9 protein-coding genes are annotated in these 16,830 nt (G+C 60.1%); 4 read left to right on the forward strand and 5 right to left on the reverse strand.

Going from position 1 to position 16,830, the window contains the following annotated elements:
- Positions 1-2 precede the first annotated feature (2 nt).
- From H0O21_RS07535 to H0O21_RS07555, 5 genes are all read right to left on the reverse strand, one after another.
- Positions 3-2,972 carry a helicase-related protein gene (locus tag H0O21_RS07535; protein WP_185189244.1) on the reverse strand — a complete coding sequence of 990 codons (2,970 nt, stop codon included), beginning with the start codon at positions 2,970-2,972 and terminating at the stop codon, positions 3-5.
- Entirely contained in the window at positions 2,969-4,930 is a 1,962-nt protein-coding gene (locus H0O21_RS07540) for a DUF262 domain-containing protein (protein ID WP_185189245.1), read from the reverse strand. Before H0O21_RS07540 ends, H0O21_RS07535 begins: the two co-directional genes overlap by 4 nt.
- Positions 4,930-10,251: a DEAD/DEAH box helicase gene (locus H0O21_RS07545; protein WP_185189246.1), complete on the reverse strand. Its 5,322-nt coding sequence runs from the start codon at positions 10,249-10,251 to the stop codon at positions 4,930-4,932. The genes H0O21_RS07540 and H0O21_RS07545 overlap by 1 nt, the downstream gene beginning before the upstream one ends.
- Positions 10,251-13,727 (reverse strand): TM0106 family RecB-like putative nuclease, encoded by a 3,477-nt coding sequence (locus tag H0O21_RS07550; RefSeq protein ID WP_185189247.1) that lies wholly within the window; start codon positions 13,725-13,727, stop codon positions 10,251-10,253. The genes H0O21_RS07545 and H0O21_RS07550 overlap by 1 nt, the downstream gene beginning before the upstream one ends.
- Before the next feature lie 548 nt (positions 13,728-14,275).
- On the reverse strand, positions 14,276-14,941 hold the full coding sequence (locus H0O21_RS07555; protein WP_185189248.1) for an HD domain-containing protein: 666 nt from the start codon (positions 14,939-14,941) through the stop codon (positions 14,276-14,278).
- A 166-nt stretch (positions 14,942-15,107) separates the two neighbouring features.
- On the opposite strand from H0O21_RS07555, the gene H0O21_RS07560 reads away from it, so the two are divergent.
- From H0O21_RS07560 to H0O21_RS07575, 4 genes are all read left to right on the forward strand, one after another.
- Positions 15,108-15,290, forward strand: a complete 183-nt coding sequence (locus tag H0O21_RS07560; protein ID WP_185190933.1) for a hypothetical protein — start codon at positions 15,108-15,110, stop codon at positions 15,288-15,290.
- Positions 15,291-15,402: 112 nt separating this feature from the next.
- The gene (locus H0O21_RS07565) at positions 15,403-16,026 is read left to right on the forward strand and encodes a response regulator transcription factor (protein WP_255440937.1); all 624 of its coding nucleotides are present in this window, start codon (positions 15,403-15,405) and stop codon (positions 16,024-16,026) included.
- A gap of 74 nt (positions 16,027-16,100) precedes the next feature.
- The gene (locus tag H0O21_RS07570) at positions 16,101-16,253 is read left to right on the forward strand and encodes a hypothetical protein (RefSeq protein ID WP_185189249.1); all 153 of its coding nucleotides are present in this window, start codon (positions 16,101-16,103) and stop codon (positions 16,251-16,253) included.
- Positions 16,254-16,339: 86 nt separating this feature from the next.
- Positions 16,340-16,822, forward strand: a complete 483-nt coding sequence (locus H0O21_RS07575) for a tellurite resistance TerB family protein (protein WP_370523013.1) — start codon at positions 16,340-16,342, stop codon at positions 16,820-16,822.
- Positions 16,823-16,830: the final 8 nt, after the last annotated feature.

A 16,830-nucleotide genomic window follows, 5' to 3' on the forward strand; every position in this document is an offset into this window, starting at 1 on the left:
GCTCAAAGGGTTGGGGCAGGAAGCAGCAGGAAGAGGCCGATCACATCCACGGCCGGGGCGGGTTCGCAGTTGAAGCGCATCCGCAGCGATTCACCGCGGCGCAAGGAGGCTTCGCGGACGCGGCGGTGGTCGTCTTCGGCCAGTTGGGCCCGCCGTTCAGCCAGAGCCTTGAGTGCCGGTTGCAAGGCATCAAGGGCAGCGACGGCATCCTTCAGCCACTGCTGGCGTTGGCCAGGGTCCACGTTGCCTGTGGGTGCCGCTTCGAGCAGTTCCAGTGCAGCGGCTCCCTCCAGCGGTTCAACGCTTTGCTCCTTGACCTGCACCGTGAGGCATTCCTCCACGAGCAGATCGGGGAGTGCGTCGTAGCCATTCCCGGTCCAACGGTCTTGATGCAGCTGATGCCGCAGGCGTAGCACCAGCAACTGGGTGCGGCTGCTCACGGCTTTGGTGCGGATCACCGAGGCCCGTGCCGCTAACTCGGGTTCCAGGCCGCTGAGGGCACGCTCTGCCACAAAGTCAGCAAGTTCCACCACCAGCGGATGGGAGCGGCTGAGCAGTTGGCTTCCCGCCTGAGCGGGCGAGCGGAAGCTCAGGCGCAACCTGCCCTCCAGGTCGTGATTGCGCAGGCGCTCCCGCAGGGCCGTGCGGTCGTCTTCCAGTCGGCTGAGATCCAGCTCCCAGGTTCCGGGGCTTGCGCCGATGGGGCCGATCGGGAGGTTGAGCCTGCGGCTGGCATTGACCACCAATCGCTCGACGGCCTCTTCACTTCCCAACGACTCCTTCATTCGCTCCCACTCGCCGAGCGCCTCCTCCGGCTTGAGGCTCCGTTGGGCAAAGATCGCTTGGTTCTTCTTGGCGTTGTCTTTGGCGCTCGTCCATTCAGCATCGATCGTGGCATCAAGCGCCAATTGCGTCGTGGTGTCTCCCTCCAGCTCAAGATCAAAGCTCCCCTGAATGTGCTGGGCTGGGCCTTGCAGGATGTTGCTGAGGACGGCTTGGGTGATTGAGTTGGCATTGCCGGGGATCGGCACGCTCACCCCCAGCTCCTTGCGGATCGTTTTCTCCTTTTCAAGGATCACCGTGCGCACCCGATCGTCGACGGGATTGGAGCTGCCGCCGTGCAACATCAGCGCCCGCACAGCTGTTCGCGCTTGCCCGAAGCGGTCCACCCTGCCCTCCCGTTGCTCATGGCGGGTGGGGTTCCAGCAGAGGTCGTAATGCACCACCGCATCAAAGGTGTGCTGCAGGTCGATCCCCTCTGACAGGCAGTCGGTGGCCACCAATACCGGGACTTTCTCGTTGGCGACCTCAGCTTCCAGCTCCTGGATGCGCAAGACGCGTTCTTCTGGTGGCAGATCACCGGTGACCGCCGTCACCACGTGGCTGCGCTTTGGCAGTGCCTCTTTGAGCTGCTCGGCGAGGTAGTACGCCGTCGGCCGGAAGCGGCAGAAGATTACCGGGCGAAAGCCTTCCTTGAGCAAGGCATTCAGCTCCTTGATCAGCTGCTTGAGCTTGGGGTCGTGTGCCTTGCCGCGCAGGAGATCGGCTCGAGCGATCAGATCCTGGAGTTGCTCCGCATCTTCTGCAATGGCCAGATCAGCACCGGGTGCTGCTTCCTCCCCGCTGAATCCCTCGTCCGCCCCATCCAGCACCGCCAGGGAAGCCATGGCTTCCAGGTCGGCGGCAACTTGGTTGTCATCGCGGTCGCGATCACCGTTGGCGTCGGTTTGCAGGTTGAGCAACTTTGTTCGCAACGAGGCGGATGCCGCTGCCGGACTGCTGCTCACGCAGCGCAGTAGTGCCAGAGCTGCCCACCAGCTCATGCGCTGCCGCAGCTTGCTCTCACCGGCACTGCGTTGCACCAGATCCTTGGCGTAACCGAGCACGTCGTGAAACAGCTCAGCCCAATCGCCTGAGAGCTTGTACTCCGCTTCCCGTGTTTCTCGGTCTGGGAAGTCGGCGCCGTTGGTGCCCCACTCCTCCTTGAGATCTTGCCGGCGCCGCTGCACGAAGTAGTTGCCCAGGTCATCGCGCAAGTCCTTGCGCCGTTGACCTTCCGGCATCTCGCTCAAGCCGGAGAACTTCGGGTCCAGCAGCGCCAGAAGGTTGTCAAAGGCTTCGGTATCGCCGCTGTGGGGTGTGGCCGTGAGCAGCACCAGATGTCGATCGGGCTGAGCCGATAACCCGCGCAGCAGTTCAAAGCGTTGTTGGCGTCCGCCACCTTTGCGCGCCGCGCAGGTGTGCGCTTCATCCACGATCACGAACTCACCGCAACTGCGCAGGAAGCTCTCCCGGTTGCGATCGCTCTTGATCCAATCAAGGCTCACCACGGTGAACGGGATCACATCGAAGATCGACTTGCCCGCCGGCAGCCCTCGCTCCAGCTTCTGGGCCGTACCAGGCCGAACCACCTCAGCGGCGAGGTTGAACTGGCCGATCATGTCGGCCCGCCACTTTTCGCAGAGGTGTGGTGGGCAGATCACGGTGATCTGGCGGATCTCGCCGCGATCAAATAGCTCCCGGGCGATCAGCAACGCCTCCACGGTCTTGCCAAGCCCCACCTCATCGGCGATCAGCACCCGGGTGACGGCTTGCTTGAGGGCCATCAACAACGGCACCAGCTGGTAGGGCCGTGGCTCCAGCGCCACATTGCCGAGGCTGCGGAACGGCCCTGCGCCAGCGCGGAGTTTGAGCAGCAGGGCATCCCGCAGCAGCAACGCCGAACTTTGTGAGCCACTTTGGGCTGGATCCGGCGGATCAAAGCTGGCTGGCTTCACCGCTGCGCCTTCTAGCGGCCAATACAAGGTGGCGATCGTCTGATCTCCACCTCCCAGGGGCCGAAGTTTGAGCACCTGCTCCTGCTTCTCAGTGCTGCTCTGGGGCAAGGCGATCCACTCACGCCCGCGCACCTTCACGATCGAACCGGGGCTGGGGATGTCGATGGGAGCCGCAGGGGTTGGTGTCAGCGTCATGCGTCGATCTCCTCGAGGGCAGCGGTGGTTTCGTCGTCTTCATCCAATTGAGGAAGACCTTCCTCACCCGCAGATTGCGTTCCCTCAACGGCAATCGTCTTACCGATCACGCGGCTGATTAGCTCGAGCAGATCACGCCTTCGTTGCTCATAGAAAGCCTCAAAGGCGTCACGCCTGAGATGTTCGGGGTGAATGCTGTGCGAGTGCAACAGCGCATCCATCTCCGTTCTGCCATTTCCGACTTCATCTCCTTCCTTGCCTTGGTGCTTGAGATAAGCCTTCTCCAGCTTTGGCAGGTAAATCGATGGCGCTGCCCCACCAATGACTCGGTTGGTTCGCGCCGTCAGAGGAGTCTTGTTGAGAATTGAATTCGCCTGATCTGTGTCAATGCCCTGGGCTTCACACCACACAGCGGGGAAAACGTGGTGGATATCAATCGCGTCTTCGTAGAAGATGGAGTCGTCGATCGGCCTGCCTGTGCGGAAATCTTTGGCCTGTTCGCGCAAAAGCAGTGTGTAAAGCCCTTTGTAAGCCGCACTGTTACGGGTGCGCATCGTGTCGAGCCGGCTGGGCCTGAAGTCAGCGTCGTAGACGGTGCTCGGGACGCCCTTCCCTTCAATCCAATGGATCACTTCAGGGAGATCCTTTCCGAAGCGCGTTTCAATTGCGCCCCCGTAAAGCTCTCCGAGAACACCGCACCAGTACCACTGCTCTACTTTTTGCGTGGTTGCAGCAGCGTTGTAGTCGTCCCCCAGGCTGCTCAAGATGGCAGCAAGGGGCACCAGCTGAGTGACATATGGAAGATCTTTGCTGCGGTAATAGCCCTGTTGAATCAGGAAACGGCCTGCTCGAAAAAAGCCCAGCTCTGCTTGATCGGCCCATTGTTGGTATTCACTGAGTGGCAGATCGAGGATGGTGGCGCGCTTGCAGCTGATGCCTGTACACTTCTCAATTGGCAGTTGAGAGTTCTGCTGATCCAGTTCTCGGCGCTGACGGGTTGAGAGCAGGGCGACGCATTGCAGAAAGTCGGTCTCACGAACAGCCTTGAGGATCTTTCCGAGCCGCTGAACACCATCCGTTTTGCCATGTTCACGACCCGCTAAGAAACGCTGATAGCGGCCTTCGATGGCCTCGTCTCCATCACGTGCTTTGCGGCCATACCAATCAGCCCTGAGATCAAATCCATCAGCGGCATAGCTGGCCGTCACCAGTTCAAACGCATTCAGCTTCACCCCGCCGGTATTGACCTTCTCAAACACCTGGCAGACCGCTTCGCGTCGACTGCTTTTTGCCAAGGTGATGACCGGAAGTTGGTATTCACAGAAGGGAGCAATCACCTTGTCTTGAAACGCGGTGTACACCTCAAAAGCCTCAGAGAACTGCTCGGTTTCCTTCCAATGTTTGACATAACCCGTTTGCCAGCTCGACGCTTCGTAAATCCTGCCAAGCGGGAAAAGCTGGAGCTCGTATTCAAGTTCTGATGTGGAGAGATCGAGCCCCTTACGCCCAGCAACATCAGGACGTATCCGGTCAGCTGGAACATCGATGACGGCTTCCTCCAGCAAATCGGGGTTATTAAGCAGCCTGTTCATATCCAGGTAGTACCAGCGTTCAACCTTCTGCTTGCGTTCGTTCTCCGTCTTTGCAGCAGAACCCATCAAAGTGGCCTGAAACATGGAGGTCAGGCGTTGCTGGCCATCAAGAATCAGGAGCTCAGGATCGGGCGTCTGTCCTTGAAAATGCAGCCCCTCTACAGGCCTGGTTTGAAAACGAACCTCACCACCCGCTTCCAGTAACATCACAGCACCGATGGGATATTGCCGAATCACAGAGGCAATCAACTCCTTGATCTGCTCGTTTTTCCAAACCCAGCCCCGCTGAAATTCAGGTAACTGAATGGTTCCTTTTCTCAGTTCCTGGAGAAGTTCGCGAAGGGAACGCTTTGTGCTGTCAAACATCAGCTTTTCCCCTCACCAAACAACCAGCTGTATTCGCTCAAAACTTCCGGCCAACTGCTGGTGTCCTGGGTAAACACCACAACCGAGATCCCTGCATCGATCAGGGCCTGGCGCTTCTGTTGGTCCAGCCGTTGCTGCAGTGGTTTGTCGTGATGGGGGCCATCGATGAACACCACAACACAGGCCTCCTTGTAGGTGAAGTCCGGGGTGACGTAGTGACCCGGCACCTCCTGTTGAGCGTTGTCAGGAAGCGTGTGGCCATGCCGGTAAAGGGTGTCGAGCCAGAGCCTTTCCAGACCACTGCCGGCTAGCTCCTTGAGCCGCTCCAGCAACGCGCTGCGGCTATCCACTCCGCCCTGGCCCACCAGTTCACAGCGCGCCAGATCAAGCAGAACTTGTTTGAGCTCGGTGAGCTGGCGATCAATGAGGTCGTGATCGCGTTGGTTGTGATAGCCGAGCAGGCAGCGGTAGCAGCCCGCCTCACACTCGGGATCTGAGTTGATCAATTGGGATTCGAGGGCGGGCACCTCGCCGACCCAACTCCAGTGGCAGATCTCGAGGGCGGTTTTGCCCACGGCCTGCAAAGCGCTGGCGCTTTCCACCAGTCGGCTCAGAACGCCGGCACCACCTTCTGCCGATTCATAGAGCAGTAGCGCCGTTGCTGATTCTTCGTTGGGCATCAGCTCAGCTGCCACCTCACTGCCATCAAGCTGAAACGCCACTTCGATGCCCCGTTTGATCGCGCTCTTCACGCTCACCAGCTGTTGCGGCTCCCATTCCCCGAGGAAGCGAACCAACAATGCGTTTTTGCGGTCCTGCACGTAGGGCGTGATCTTCACGAAGCCCACTTCTGGGCCGTCGTCGTCGGCCGCATCGCCACGCATGTCTTTTTCGCCGCCCCACTGACCGTTGATCGGGTGGATCGGGAAGCCCATGTCGTTTTTGTTCTCCCGCCGCCGCCAGCCGAGGTTCACCCGGCTGATTTGCGTGGCCGGTGCGTAGCTGAGTTCCAGCAACGGTTGTCCCTCGCAACTCACCTGGGCCTTTGCCACTTTCACCACACCGTTGTCCTTGGGGAATTCGTAGGTGGTGATCAGCTCGTAGCCAAGGCGTTGGCGCTCTTCGTCGTCGGAAGTAATCCGATCAGCTCTCCTCGTGGTGACCTGCTCGATTTGATACAGCTTCGGGATCCGAACGGCTTGGCCCTCGGGATGCAGCTTGAGCGGTGTGCCGCAGTGGCAACACAGTTCTGATTCAGCGGCATCACCGAGATGGGCATGGCCGCAGGCCCCACACACCAGGGCGTCCTGCGTGGCGAGGGTTGCTGATCCGGCTGCAGCAGCGTTGTCCTGCAACCCCAGCAGCGCACCTTTCACCTTGTAGGTGTTCCCCTCGTGATAGATCAGCGAGTGGGGACCGAATTCACTGATGCCGACAAACCGCGGGCGAGTGATGTAGGTGCCGCCGCCCACTTGTTCTCGTGTGCCAGGGATATACGCCATCAGCGGTAGACGCGGGAAGTTGTAGCCCGGCATGAAGCCTTGGCTTGCCAGGTATCGGTAGGTGCTGAAGTCGTTGTTGCTGTTGCCGCTGCCTGGCTTATCCGCCAGCAGCAACTGTTGTTGCATCCGTGCTGCTTTGAGACGGGTGTCGGCGGCCAGGCGCTCGCGCTCGCTGATGGCGTGGTTGCCCAGATCTTTGAGTGCCAGGTTGATCTGACCATCCACTGCCTCAAGTAGCTCACGCCAGCGGCTGAGCGCGGCTTCGAAATCCAGCGCGGCGCCATGGGTAATCGCTTCCAGCCAGCTGCCTGTAAGCCATGGCGGTGGCGTGCTTCCGAGCCATTGCTTCTCGATCAGGTCGTCAACGATGGCCTGGCAATCAGCCTGGGCTGAGCGGTAGGCCTCATCCCTGGAGAGGGCCTCCATCAGCTCGGCTTGAACTGGCCGCCCTGGGGCACTGATGTTCACCAGCTCCTTCACCTTCCCGGGCAGGCGCTGCCGAGTGGCTGCCAGCCAAAGCGCCCGGAAGTGGGCCTTGAGCAACTCTTCATTGGCCAATTCCAGCGTTGGAGCGCTTACAGCACCCGCCACCATCCGCACGGGATCCGCAAAAAAGTACTGGTCGTGGGGCGATGTGGCACCGCAGTAGCTGAGCACCAGAGCTGGTTGCCCGCTGCGGCCGGCGCGGCCGCTGCGCTGCGCGTAGTTCGCCGGCGTGGGCGGCACATTGCGCATGTAAACAGTGTTGAGCGATGAAATATCAACGCCCAATTCCATCGTGGGTGAGCAGTACATCAGCCGAAGGGCAGCACTGCGGAAGTCATCTTCCCGTCGTTCGCGCTCACTCGCATCCACTTGGGCTGTGTGCTCCCGTGCGGACAGCGTCTGCAGGAATGGTCGGCCTTCCGTTGCGATCAGATGGGCGAGGTCGGCGTAGAGACTTCGGAAGTAGGGGTTGACCGGCCCACGTCGCCCACTGTTCTGCCGCACTTGTTCCAAACACGCGGCGTAGCGGTCCTGAGGTGGTGCTTCCGGGTCCACCAGAGTCCAACGCAGAGCAGTGCTGTTGAGGCGCCAACCTTGCATCACCTCACGAGCCTTGCTGCCAAGCCGCACGTCCACGGTCTTCACAAGGCCCCATGCCGAAAGCATCTCGAGGATGTGACCCATCACCTCTTGGTAGAGGTCGTCCTTCCATTTCAGGGTTCGGTAGAGGTCTTCTGCCGAGAGCCAGCGTTCGCGTGCCTTCAGCCAGCGACCGAATTCACCACGGAGCGATAAGCCTTCAACACCCCGGTTTCTGAGCTCCTGGGGGACTGGGCTTGTCACCACACTGCGGGCCAGCTCTGGCTTCTCCTCGCGGCCGATGCTCCAGACCTCCTCAAGATCGGTTGCTGACTTCTTGCGCCGTTCAAATTCCTCTTGAATCAGTGCATCACAGTCGATCGCAAGTCGTTCCCTGAGCTCTTCCAGGAGGCGATGGCAGATCAGGAACCGTTCTTCACTGCTCGCTTGAGCCAGCAAAGGATGGCGCTGCCCCCAGTCCTCCTGGTCTTCGGCGCAATTCACCAGCTCCGCATAATCCACTTCAAGCAACCGCAGTTGCTCGAGGTTGGGATTGGTGAGCCGCCAGCCTTTGCGCAGGTCCACCATCAGCCGGTACTCCAACACTCCCCGCAGAGCACGGCGATTGCTTTGCTCGATGTTGGGTTTGACGTTGGGAATGGCGATGAAGTCTTCCGCATCGAGCCGTAGGGCTTTTTCCACGGCCTGCGCCAGGGTTTCAAGGCTCAGTTCCTTCTCGGATTGCGCGCTCAATGCGGCAATGAGGCCTGCCCGTAGCTGCAGAACCCGCACAAAATCGTTGAAGTGGCCGGCCTGCAGTGATGCGTCCTGCCGGTTGTCACTGAAGGCCAGCAGTTTGCGGGCCTGATCAGGGATCTCCTTCGCTGGGAACGCCAGCAGTTGCCTCAGCACCGCCAGGCTCAAGGTGGTCGTGGCGGAGCTGCGGCCTTCTGAGTTGAGCCCACAAAGCTTGCGAAATTCGCTGCTGCGCACCCCGTGCTCCACACCACAGCTTGGGCAGAAGCGGAAACTCCCTTTCAGAAACCAGCCGGAAAGACCATCACTGCTCGCACCTCCATCGGAGCGAAAACGACAAGGCACCGGGGCAAACTCCCGATACGTGCGCTTCAGGACAAGCTCGTCATTCTTGTCAGGCTCAAGCCAACCATCGGGAAAGTTGGCTTTGTCCAAGTCATCGATGGTGTATTCACCGTTGGCATCGGGCATGAAGTAGCCATTCACCACATCCCGTTCGCGAAGACTTGATTCGTCTTTGAAATCGCGTGGATCGATCTTGACCGGAACCTTGTTATTGAGATGGGCCCAGACTGGGTGAAACTCTTGCCCGCAGTTCCGGCAGAACACAACAGGGTAGAGCAGTGCCTGGCGCCCGGCATTGGGTTGGTACTTCTGTGCCTTCAGCGTGAGATAGCGTTCCTGAGGGGCTTGGAGAGATGCCTGTACTTCACCACCTGCGGAGACAAATTGATGCAGGCGAAAGGCAAAAAAGCGCCGATTCGGACCAACTTCCACCTGATAGGCAGCCAGAAGGAAATCCCTCAACGTTGCCAGGATCTGTTCCTCATTTAGCCCTGTTTGCTCGGCCAATGTGCTGGTGGCCTGCTGCAGGGTGTGCGGCTTACAGCGCACCCATTTGCCATCAGGCAACCCGTCTTCTTTCTCGAGGCCGAGCTTCAACTCAACCCAGCGGGCGAGAGGGTGCTGGCGTAAATCTTCAGCTGTCCAGGTTTCGGTTACTTGAGTCGAATAATCAACTCTTAGGGCCTGGGTTAACTCTTCCTGGTTGGGAAGATCACCTTCAGTGCAGCGCTGCAGCGTCTCCGTGACGATGTGTTCGCTGGGGATTTCGGTGCCAAACAGCTTGCTGGCAACATGCGCCACGGTGGCATTGCGTTCCTTGGCCGTGCCTTCTGAGGCCATGGTGGCCGAGGTGCCAATGCAGAGCAGATTGGCATTCAGTCGTTGTCTGACTCGGCGTACCAAGAGTGCGACGTCCGCACCCTGCCTCCCTCGATAGGTATGCAACTCGTCAAGCACCAGGAACTCCAGTCCCTTGGCGTCGCCGATGACTTTCTGATCGAGTGGATCCTGCCGGGTCAGGATGTACTCGAGCATCACATAGTTGGTGAGCAGGATGTCGGGGGGATCATTCTTGATCTTCTCCCGCTCTTCATCGCTTTCCTGACCTGTATATCGCGCAAAAGTGACTTTCGGGCCTTCCGGATAGCCAAGGCCGAGATATTTCTGTAATTCCTCTTGCTGGCTATTGCACAGCGCATTCATCGGATAAATCACAATCGCCCGAATGCGTTTCTGCTGATCCCCTCGCGCTCGCGCTTCCAGAACCCGATTCACGATCGGAATGATGTAACCCAGCGACTTACCGGAGCCCGTGCCCGAAGTCACCACAAAGCTGCCGCCACGGCTGGCAATTTCAATGGCATCGCGTTGATGGCGGTGCAGTTGTAGCTCTTGCCCGGGGCCGTTGTCCTTACCCCAGCGGAAGATCCGGCTGCATTCCGGATGCAAAAGCCCTGCGTCCACTAGCTCGCTGATGGCGCCGCCGCTCACAAAGCTTGGATTCAGCTGGATGAGTGGTGAAGGCCAATACTCGCCCTTGCCATAGGTCCCATCCACAAACGACTGGAGATCGGGCGCTTTGATCTGGGTGAAGCTGCGCGAGAACTGGCCGTAGTCCTCAATAACCCGGTCTCGGAAGGAAAAGACGTCCATCAGCCCATCACCTCACACAACCGATTGATCTGCTCGGCTTCCGCCACCGTGTTGGCGATGCCGCTAGCCAGACCCGGTGAACCCACCACGATCGAGAGGCATTGGGCGCGGCTGATCGCCACATTCAAGCGATTGGGCTCCAGCAGAAAGCTCAGCCCGCGAGGTGCTTCATCACCACTGCTCGCCGTGAGCGAGTGAATGGCAACCGGGGCCTCCTGGCCCTGGAACTTGTCCACCGTGCCCACCCGGGCTTTGCCAGCCAGCCGTTGCTGCAGCCGGTTCACCTGCACGTTGTAGGGCGCCGTCACCAGGATTGTGTCTGGCGTCAGCGTGCCTGCTGCGATGCCGCCGGCTTTGGCGTGTTGATAGCTGCCCCCCAGCAGGGCATCCACCAGCGATTCGATGCGGTTGATTTCTTCGTCGCTGCAGACGCTGTTGCCGCTGTGCGCCACCGGATCAAACACCAGGCCTTGACCTTGTAATAGCTGTCCGTCACTGCTTTGGCAGGGTGTGCCCCAGTTGATGCGGTTGGCGCAATTGGCGGGGCTGGCCTGTAGCCGGCCCTCGTAAAACAGTGCACTCACCATCGCCGTGAGGCTTGGTTCCATCCGCCAGCTGGTGGAGAGAAACACGCCGCGATCGTCTGGCACCACCGAGGCGCCTTCCATCCAGTACTCCAGGCAGCTCTGGCCTGAATTACCCGGGTGATCGGCCTGGGAGGGCTGGGCCAGTTGCTGTTGATCGCCCACCAAAAGAATCGATCTGGCGCAGCGTGCCATCACCAGCAGATTGGCGAGCGACATCTGCCCCGCCTCATCCACCACCAGCCAATCGAACTGATTCGCCAGCTCCTCTTTGCAGAACATCCAGGTGGTGCCGCCCACCACCGCCATGGCCTCCGTGATTTGGCCGGGCTTCACCACGCTGATGCCTGCGGCGCTCAGCGCCTCTTCCTTGCTGTTGTTGCACTTCACCACCTCGCCGGCCACCCCTGCAGCGCTGCAGGTGCTCTTGGCTTTTTTGAGCAGGTTGTTGATGGCGGCGTGGCCGTTGGAGCTGATTGCCACCCGTTGGCCTGCGGCCACCAGCTGGGCGATCACCTGGCCGGTGACGGTGGTTTTGCCCGTGCCCGGTGGCCCCTGCAGCGCCAGGCTGATGCCGGAATGCTCCTGCAGAAAACCCGCCAGGGCATCGCCAACGGCGTTGGGATCTTCGGCAATGGCTGCATTGAGCTCTTGGAGTGCCGGCAGGGGGTGCCGTTCCAGCAGTTGCAGGATCGCTGGTGGGATCGGCTGGTGCTCGTGCACCCATGCCATGGCCTGCTCTTCCAGCTGTTCGCGCAGGCTCTTGCTGATGTCGGCCGGCACCTTGATCACCGAGGTGGCGTGTTTGGGGATGCCCTCGCCTTCGCCGTTGGCAAGGCGTTGATCGCGCTTGCTCCAGGGCAGCTTCAGGCTCAGCGTTCCCCGTTCGGCATCGAGCGCATCCACATCCAGCTTCAAGCCGGTGGCGGGCAGTTCAACGGTGAGCCGGCCGTCGCCATCGCCGGCATGCAATTTCAGCGGTTGGCTGGGGTCAAAGCGGAAGTGGTGGATGTCGGCGCCGGTGCGGGCACTGGGGCGTTCGTCCATCCCTACCCATTGGGCGTCGGCGATCGCTTCGCCGTCATCGATCAGCTCCGCTGGGCTGAGTTCGGCCTTGGAGCGGCGATCGAAATAGGCCCACCAGCCCACCTTGGCTTCGCGGTGGTGGAACGGCAGCAGCTGAGCCAGCAGCCTGTGAGTACGCCAGCTCATCCCGCGTGGCCCCAGAGCATCCTCATCTGCCAGGTGGTCAGGAATCTCTTCGAGCAGCTGTTGGCTGAGCAGCTCGAGGGGTTGTGGTTCCCGTGGCTCCTGAGCAGCCTCATCAGGGGGCTGCTGCAGGGGTTGCTCTGGCAGGCCTTGCTCACGCCTGAGCTTCAGCAGCCAGTCGTGCAGGAACACCGTGCTTTCGCAGTCTTCGCGGTTGTAGTCCTCAATCGCCTGCAGCTTCGGGCTGGCTTTCGGTGCTTCCCCGGGCATCTCTGGCTCGCCGGAGAGCTGCCAGTGCAGGTAAGCCACCACCGAATCGCCGGCGTTGGTCACCCCCGCCTGGCGCTGCTCCATATAAAGGTGCTCCACCTTCTTGATCGAGTAGCTCGGCTCACCGAGCACAATTGCGCTGGTCACCACCGGCAGCAGGTCAACCAGCAGGCCGCTGCGCAGCCAGTCGTCGATCTCCGCTTCCCGCGTGGCGTGCTGCTGGGCCAGACGCCGCATCGCCGTTTTCTCGTAGGCCGCGTAGTGGTAGACGTGCAGGCCCGGATGGCTCCGGCGCCGCGCTTCCACCCAATCCACCCAGTCTTCGAAAGCGGTTTTTTCTTCGGCCTCACTGTGGGCCCACCAGCCCTTGAAGCGGGGCTTGGCCTCTGGACTATCGCGGTAGCAAGCGCCAAAAAGGTATTCCAGCTTGGTTCCCGCCACGGAATCCTGGATGCCCTCCATGTCGAACCAGATGTCGCCGGGATCCGCTGCCGGCAGTGCATCCAAACCTTTGCCCGCTACCAGCGGCCGCAGCCGATAGGCCGGCCGGCCGTTGGCATCCACAGGGGCGAGTTGCAGTTCAGCTTGTTGGCGCAGCTCATGCAAGGCCTCGCCAGACAGCCCTTTCACGCTGCTGCCAGCCGGCAACGCCGCCAGCTGCTCGATTGTGTTGATGCCTTCGGCGCGCAGTTTCTGGCGTTGGCTCTGGCGCATGCCCGCCACCAGCATCAGATCGCGCTGCTGCTCGAGCCGTTCGTCGATGAAGGCCGTCCAGCCGCCGTGATCACCCGGGGAATCCTCGGGCGCTTGGCTGGGGTCAAAGCTCTGTTGAAACGTCGCGAAGCGTTGGCGCAGCAGTTGGTACCAGGCCCAGAATTGATCGGTGGCGTAGCGCTGAAACTTGCCGCCGCCCAAGTACAGCTCGAACTGATCGGGGCGATGCCCCAGCAGTGGAGTGAGCAGTTCGCAGTAGGCCGAGGCCTGCACCAGGAAGGTGGTTTTGGGCTTGCTGGCGAGCTTGCATTCGATCGGGATGTAGCTCCAATCGCCCAGGGCCGATGGCTGCTCGATCCTGCGCAACAGATCGGCACTGCCGCGCATGCCGCCATGGCACATCGAGGCCTGATGGATGAAGTCGAAGCCGTCGGCCATCGCAGCCTGGGTGGCGGCGTAGTCAGCGTCGGTTTGTTTGCCGGGCAGCCGGGCAATGCTGTGGCCTGCCTTTTCCAGCTTGGTGAGCAGCACCTGCTCGTGGCGCAGGCCATCAGCAAACAGCTGCTGATCCAGCTCACTCACCGCTGGCTTGCTGCCTTCAAACAGCTTCTGCGCCTGCAGCTCCTCCCACCAGGACCCGATCACGGGGCTGATGCTGAACAGCGACAGCTGGCTCGGTGTGATCAGGCGGGTGGGCATGAACGTGCATGTTCCTTCTCAGGATGGTTCTGGCCAAGGGTTTTGGGCATCCCTTGATTGAGGGAGATGCGCTTTGGTGGCTCCAGCAAAAAGGCTTGGATGCGCATCCGGTAAGGGACCTCTAAGTTCCAGATCCCCGCCGCCGTAGGTCTGTGACCTTTAAATCTCCTCGTGCCTTGAAGCGAGTGTCTCTTGAGTTGCCTGAGGAGCTTGTGGCAGCGATCGATGCCCGCAAGGTCGCGATGGGGTTTGCAACACGTGGTGAGGTTCTCTCAGGGCTGATGAGTTGGATGTTGAAGGATCCTCTTGATGATGGATCTGCTGGATAGGCCTTTGGAGGCGAGAGTGCTGGTTGTTGATCGCTGCTTTTTGAGTGATACGTCGGCCGCCTCCCATGTCGAATTTCAAGGCACGTTGGCGAGGAGGTTTTGATTCCTGAGATCGCCAAAGAGCAGCTGGTGTTCAAGTGCATCCCCGATCCAGATGCGGATCTCTGGAGTTGAGAATGCTTCGCGCACACCATCAACGGAAAGCTTTGGTTGCCATTGCTAACGGTGGTGGTCGCCTGCTTTGTGGTCATGCCGCTGCGGGTACGCTTCGGCCCACTCCGTTTCCGTGATTCCTTGAGGAATCAGGGCTTGATAGGCGCCGCTGTTGAGGATGTCGTTCACCGCTTCCCCCAGGCGCTCCACCGAGCGGCTGCTGGGCAGGCGGTCCACCAGCGCCTGATGCATGCGCAGCAGATACCAGGCACTGCCATCGAGGCCGGCATTGAATTTGCTCCACATCGCTGGATCGCGCCTTTCATCCAGCACCATGTCGCCGGCGTTGTGGGCCTTGTCGGCAGCGGTCACCAGCAGTGAGGACAAGGGCTTGCTGGCGAGGGAGTCGAGGTAGCGCGTTTTGCGCAGCAACCAGGGTTCCTTTTCACCCGGCTTGGCCTCGGGAGAAGTGTCGGTGCAGTCGCGCACAATGTCGGCCACCGCCACCCCGAAGCGTTCGGCGATCGATGCATGGCTCTGGCCTGCGTCTTCGATGGCGTCGTGCAGCAGGGCTGCAATCGCCTGATCTTCATTGCCGCCGTCTTCCCACACCAGGGCGCTGACGCTGATCAGGTGCGAGATGTAGGGCACCGGTTTGCCTTTGCGGCGCTGCGCGCGATGCAGTTCTTCGGCCCATTGCAGGGCTGCGCCGTAGCGGGGGGTGGTCATCATTGGCTTCCTGTCTGACTGGCCCATCGGCGAACTCCTCCGCTGTCAAGCCAACACGCCTGAATACACACCCTCAGTTGAGGGATGGAAATCGAGCAATGCCTCCCTCAGTTGAGGGATGCGGAGATCCGCTTCATCGCCCTCAATAGAAGGAGCGCAAGGAGTGGTGATGCCCCCGGCCTACGACCTGATCCTGCAACGACGCGGACAGCTGCAGACCGAAACCGTGCAGGTGAGCGATGCCGCCGCGGCATGGCGTCTGGGCCGTGATCGCTACCCCGAGTGCATTCGTGGGGTGGTGTGCCGCGATCACTCTTCTGTTGATGCTGCTGAGCCGGATTCACGCAGCTAGAACAAGGGCTCTCGACCTCGCTGGTGATGGAACTGCGGCTGGAGTCGCAAGCGCTGCTCGAGGCGATGCATCAGGCAGAGCAGTTTTTCAGAATCAGCGGGTCGTGGCCTGCATGGGCGATCGCTTTGCCCTCAGCTGCCTTTGCCTGGCGGAGCCGATTCGACGTTCGATGGTGGGCGCTGCCACCACAGAAGACGAAGGTTTGGAACTGGTGCTACGCACCCAACCCAGCCTGTTGATCTGCAGTTCGGATCTGGAAAGTGGCTACGGCATTGATCTGCTCAAACGGGTGAAGGCGGAGCTGCCCACCTGCCAGCTGCTGATCTTGCTGGTGCGTGAAACCAAGGAGGTGGTGCAGGAGGCGATGGAAGCTTTCGCTGATGCCGTGGTCTTTAAATCCAGCCTGGGCAGCGGCAAGGGCGATTTCATTCAGGCTTTGGCCACCCTCGCCGAAGGCGGGGTGTATTTCCCCGAGGAGATTCGTAAGCTTGGTGCTGCGCAGTCACCCCGACCTGATCTTCCGCCTTTGGTGGAAGAACTCAGCGACCGGGAACGTGATGTGGTGGCAGGCGTGGCCCGCGGCCTCACCAATCAGGCCATTGCCGAAAGCCTCGCCATTTCCCTGGAAACGGTGAAAACCCATGTGGTGAATGCCAAAGACAAACTTGGCGCTGCTGATCGCACCCAATTGGCGGTGATGGCCTTGCTTTATGGCCTGATTGATCCATTGGGGTGATCAGGTGGTGCTCCTTAATACATCAGCTCTCCCGCTCGAAGGTTAATGCGTGAAGTATTGATTGCTTTCTGGTTATGTCGTTCGACAAGCTCGACCGCACCACTCAGACCATCTACAACGCCAAGATGCGCGCCACTGCGGTGCTGCATGAGACAGCGCCAAAGCTCACGGCCTTGGAGAAAGCGATGTGGCTCCAATTGAAGCGCAAGCAGCACTCCTCTCGCTGAAAGGGAGGCGGCCATGGTGTGCAAAGGCTTGAGCTAGGTGGAATCACTTAAAACGTCGAGCGTGTGTTGCTTGCCACATCACTGGTTTGTGGGCTGAGGCGATAACGAAATATCTTGTTCTCTCCGTGATGGATTCGTTAACGGCCTTTGCAGCGGTTGGCTTTGCCGCTGTGTCTTGGGATGGTCATTTCACCAAAGCGGGCACGCGCTCATTTCGCCATGCGCTGGATTATCGCGAACCGTTCTGCCAGATGACCGATGGCGAAATGATTGCCCTTTTGGATGAACTGCTCGATTTGCGACGCGCGTTAGGGGCCCACGAGATGATGCTTCAGGCCGCGAAATGTCTCACGAGCGCTCAGTGCATGACGGCGTACGCGATGGCCTCCGAGTTGATGCGTTCCGATGGCCCATTTGAGCCCGAGGAGCGACGCTTTCTGGATCACCTCGCAGTGATCTTGGAAATGTCCAAATTTGAAGCGCAGCGGATTGATGCGGTGTTTGAAATCTTTCATTCCCGCCTCACCCTCAGCAGCACGCTTGAGCTCAATCCTGTTGTGCCCTGCTGATTCAGTCT

This window comes from Synechococcus sp. HK01-R (assembly GCF_014217855.1).
GTDB lineage: Bacteria > Cyanobacteriota > Cyanobacteriia > PCC-6307 > Cyanobiaceae > Synechococcus_C.

Coding starts and splice junctions, on each gene's coding strand:
- H0O21_RS07535 (WP_185189244.1), bottom strand. CDS start 2,972: ATGACGCTGACACCAACCCCTGCGGCTCCCATCGACATCCCCAGCCCC.
- H0O21_RS07540 (WP_185189245.1), bottom strand. CDS start 4,930: ATGTTTGACAGCACAAAGCGTTCCCTTCGCGAACTTCTCCAGGAACTG.
- H0O21_RS07545 (WP_185189246.1), bottom strand. CDS start 10,251: ATGGACGTCTTTTCCTTCCGAGACCGGGTTATTGAGGACTACGGCCAG.
- H0O21_RS07550 (WP_185189247.1), bottom strand. CDS start 13,727: ATGCCCACCCGCCTGATCACACCGAGCCAGCTGTCGCTGTTCAGCATC.
- H0O21_RS07555 (WP_185189248.1), bottom strand. CDS start 14,941: ATGATGACCACCCCCCGCTACGGCGCAGCCCTGCAATGGGCCGAAGAA.
- H0O21_RS07560 (WP_185190933.1), top strand. CDS start 15,108: ATGCCCCCGGCCTACGACCTGATCCTGCAACGACGCGGACAGCTGCAG.
- H0O21_RS07565 (WP_255440937.1), top strand. CDS start 15,403: ATGGGCGATCGCTTTGCCCTCAGCTGCCTTTGCCTGGCGGAGCCGATT.
- H0O21_RS07570 (WP_185189249.1), top strand. CDS start 16,101: ATGTCGTTCGACAAGCTCGACCGCACCACTCAGACCATCTACAACGCC.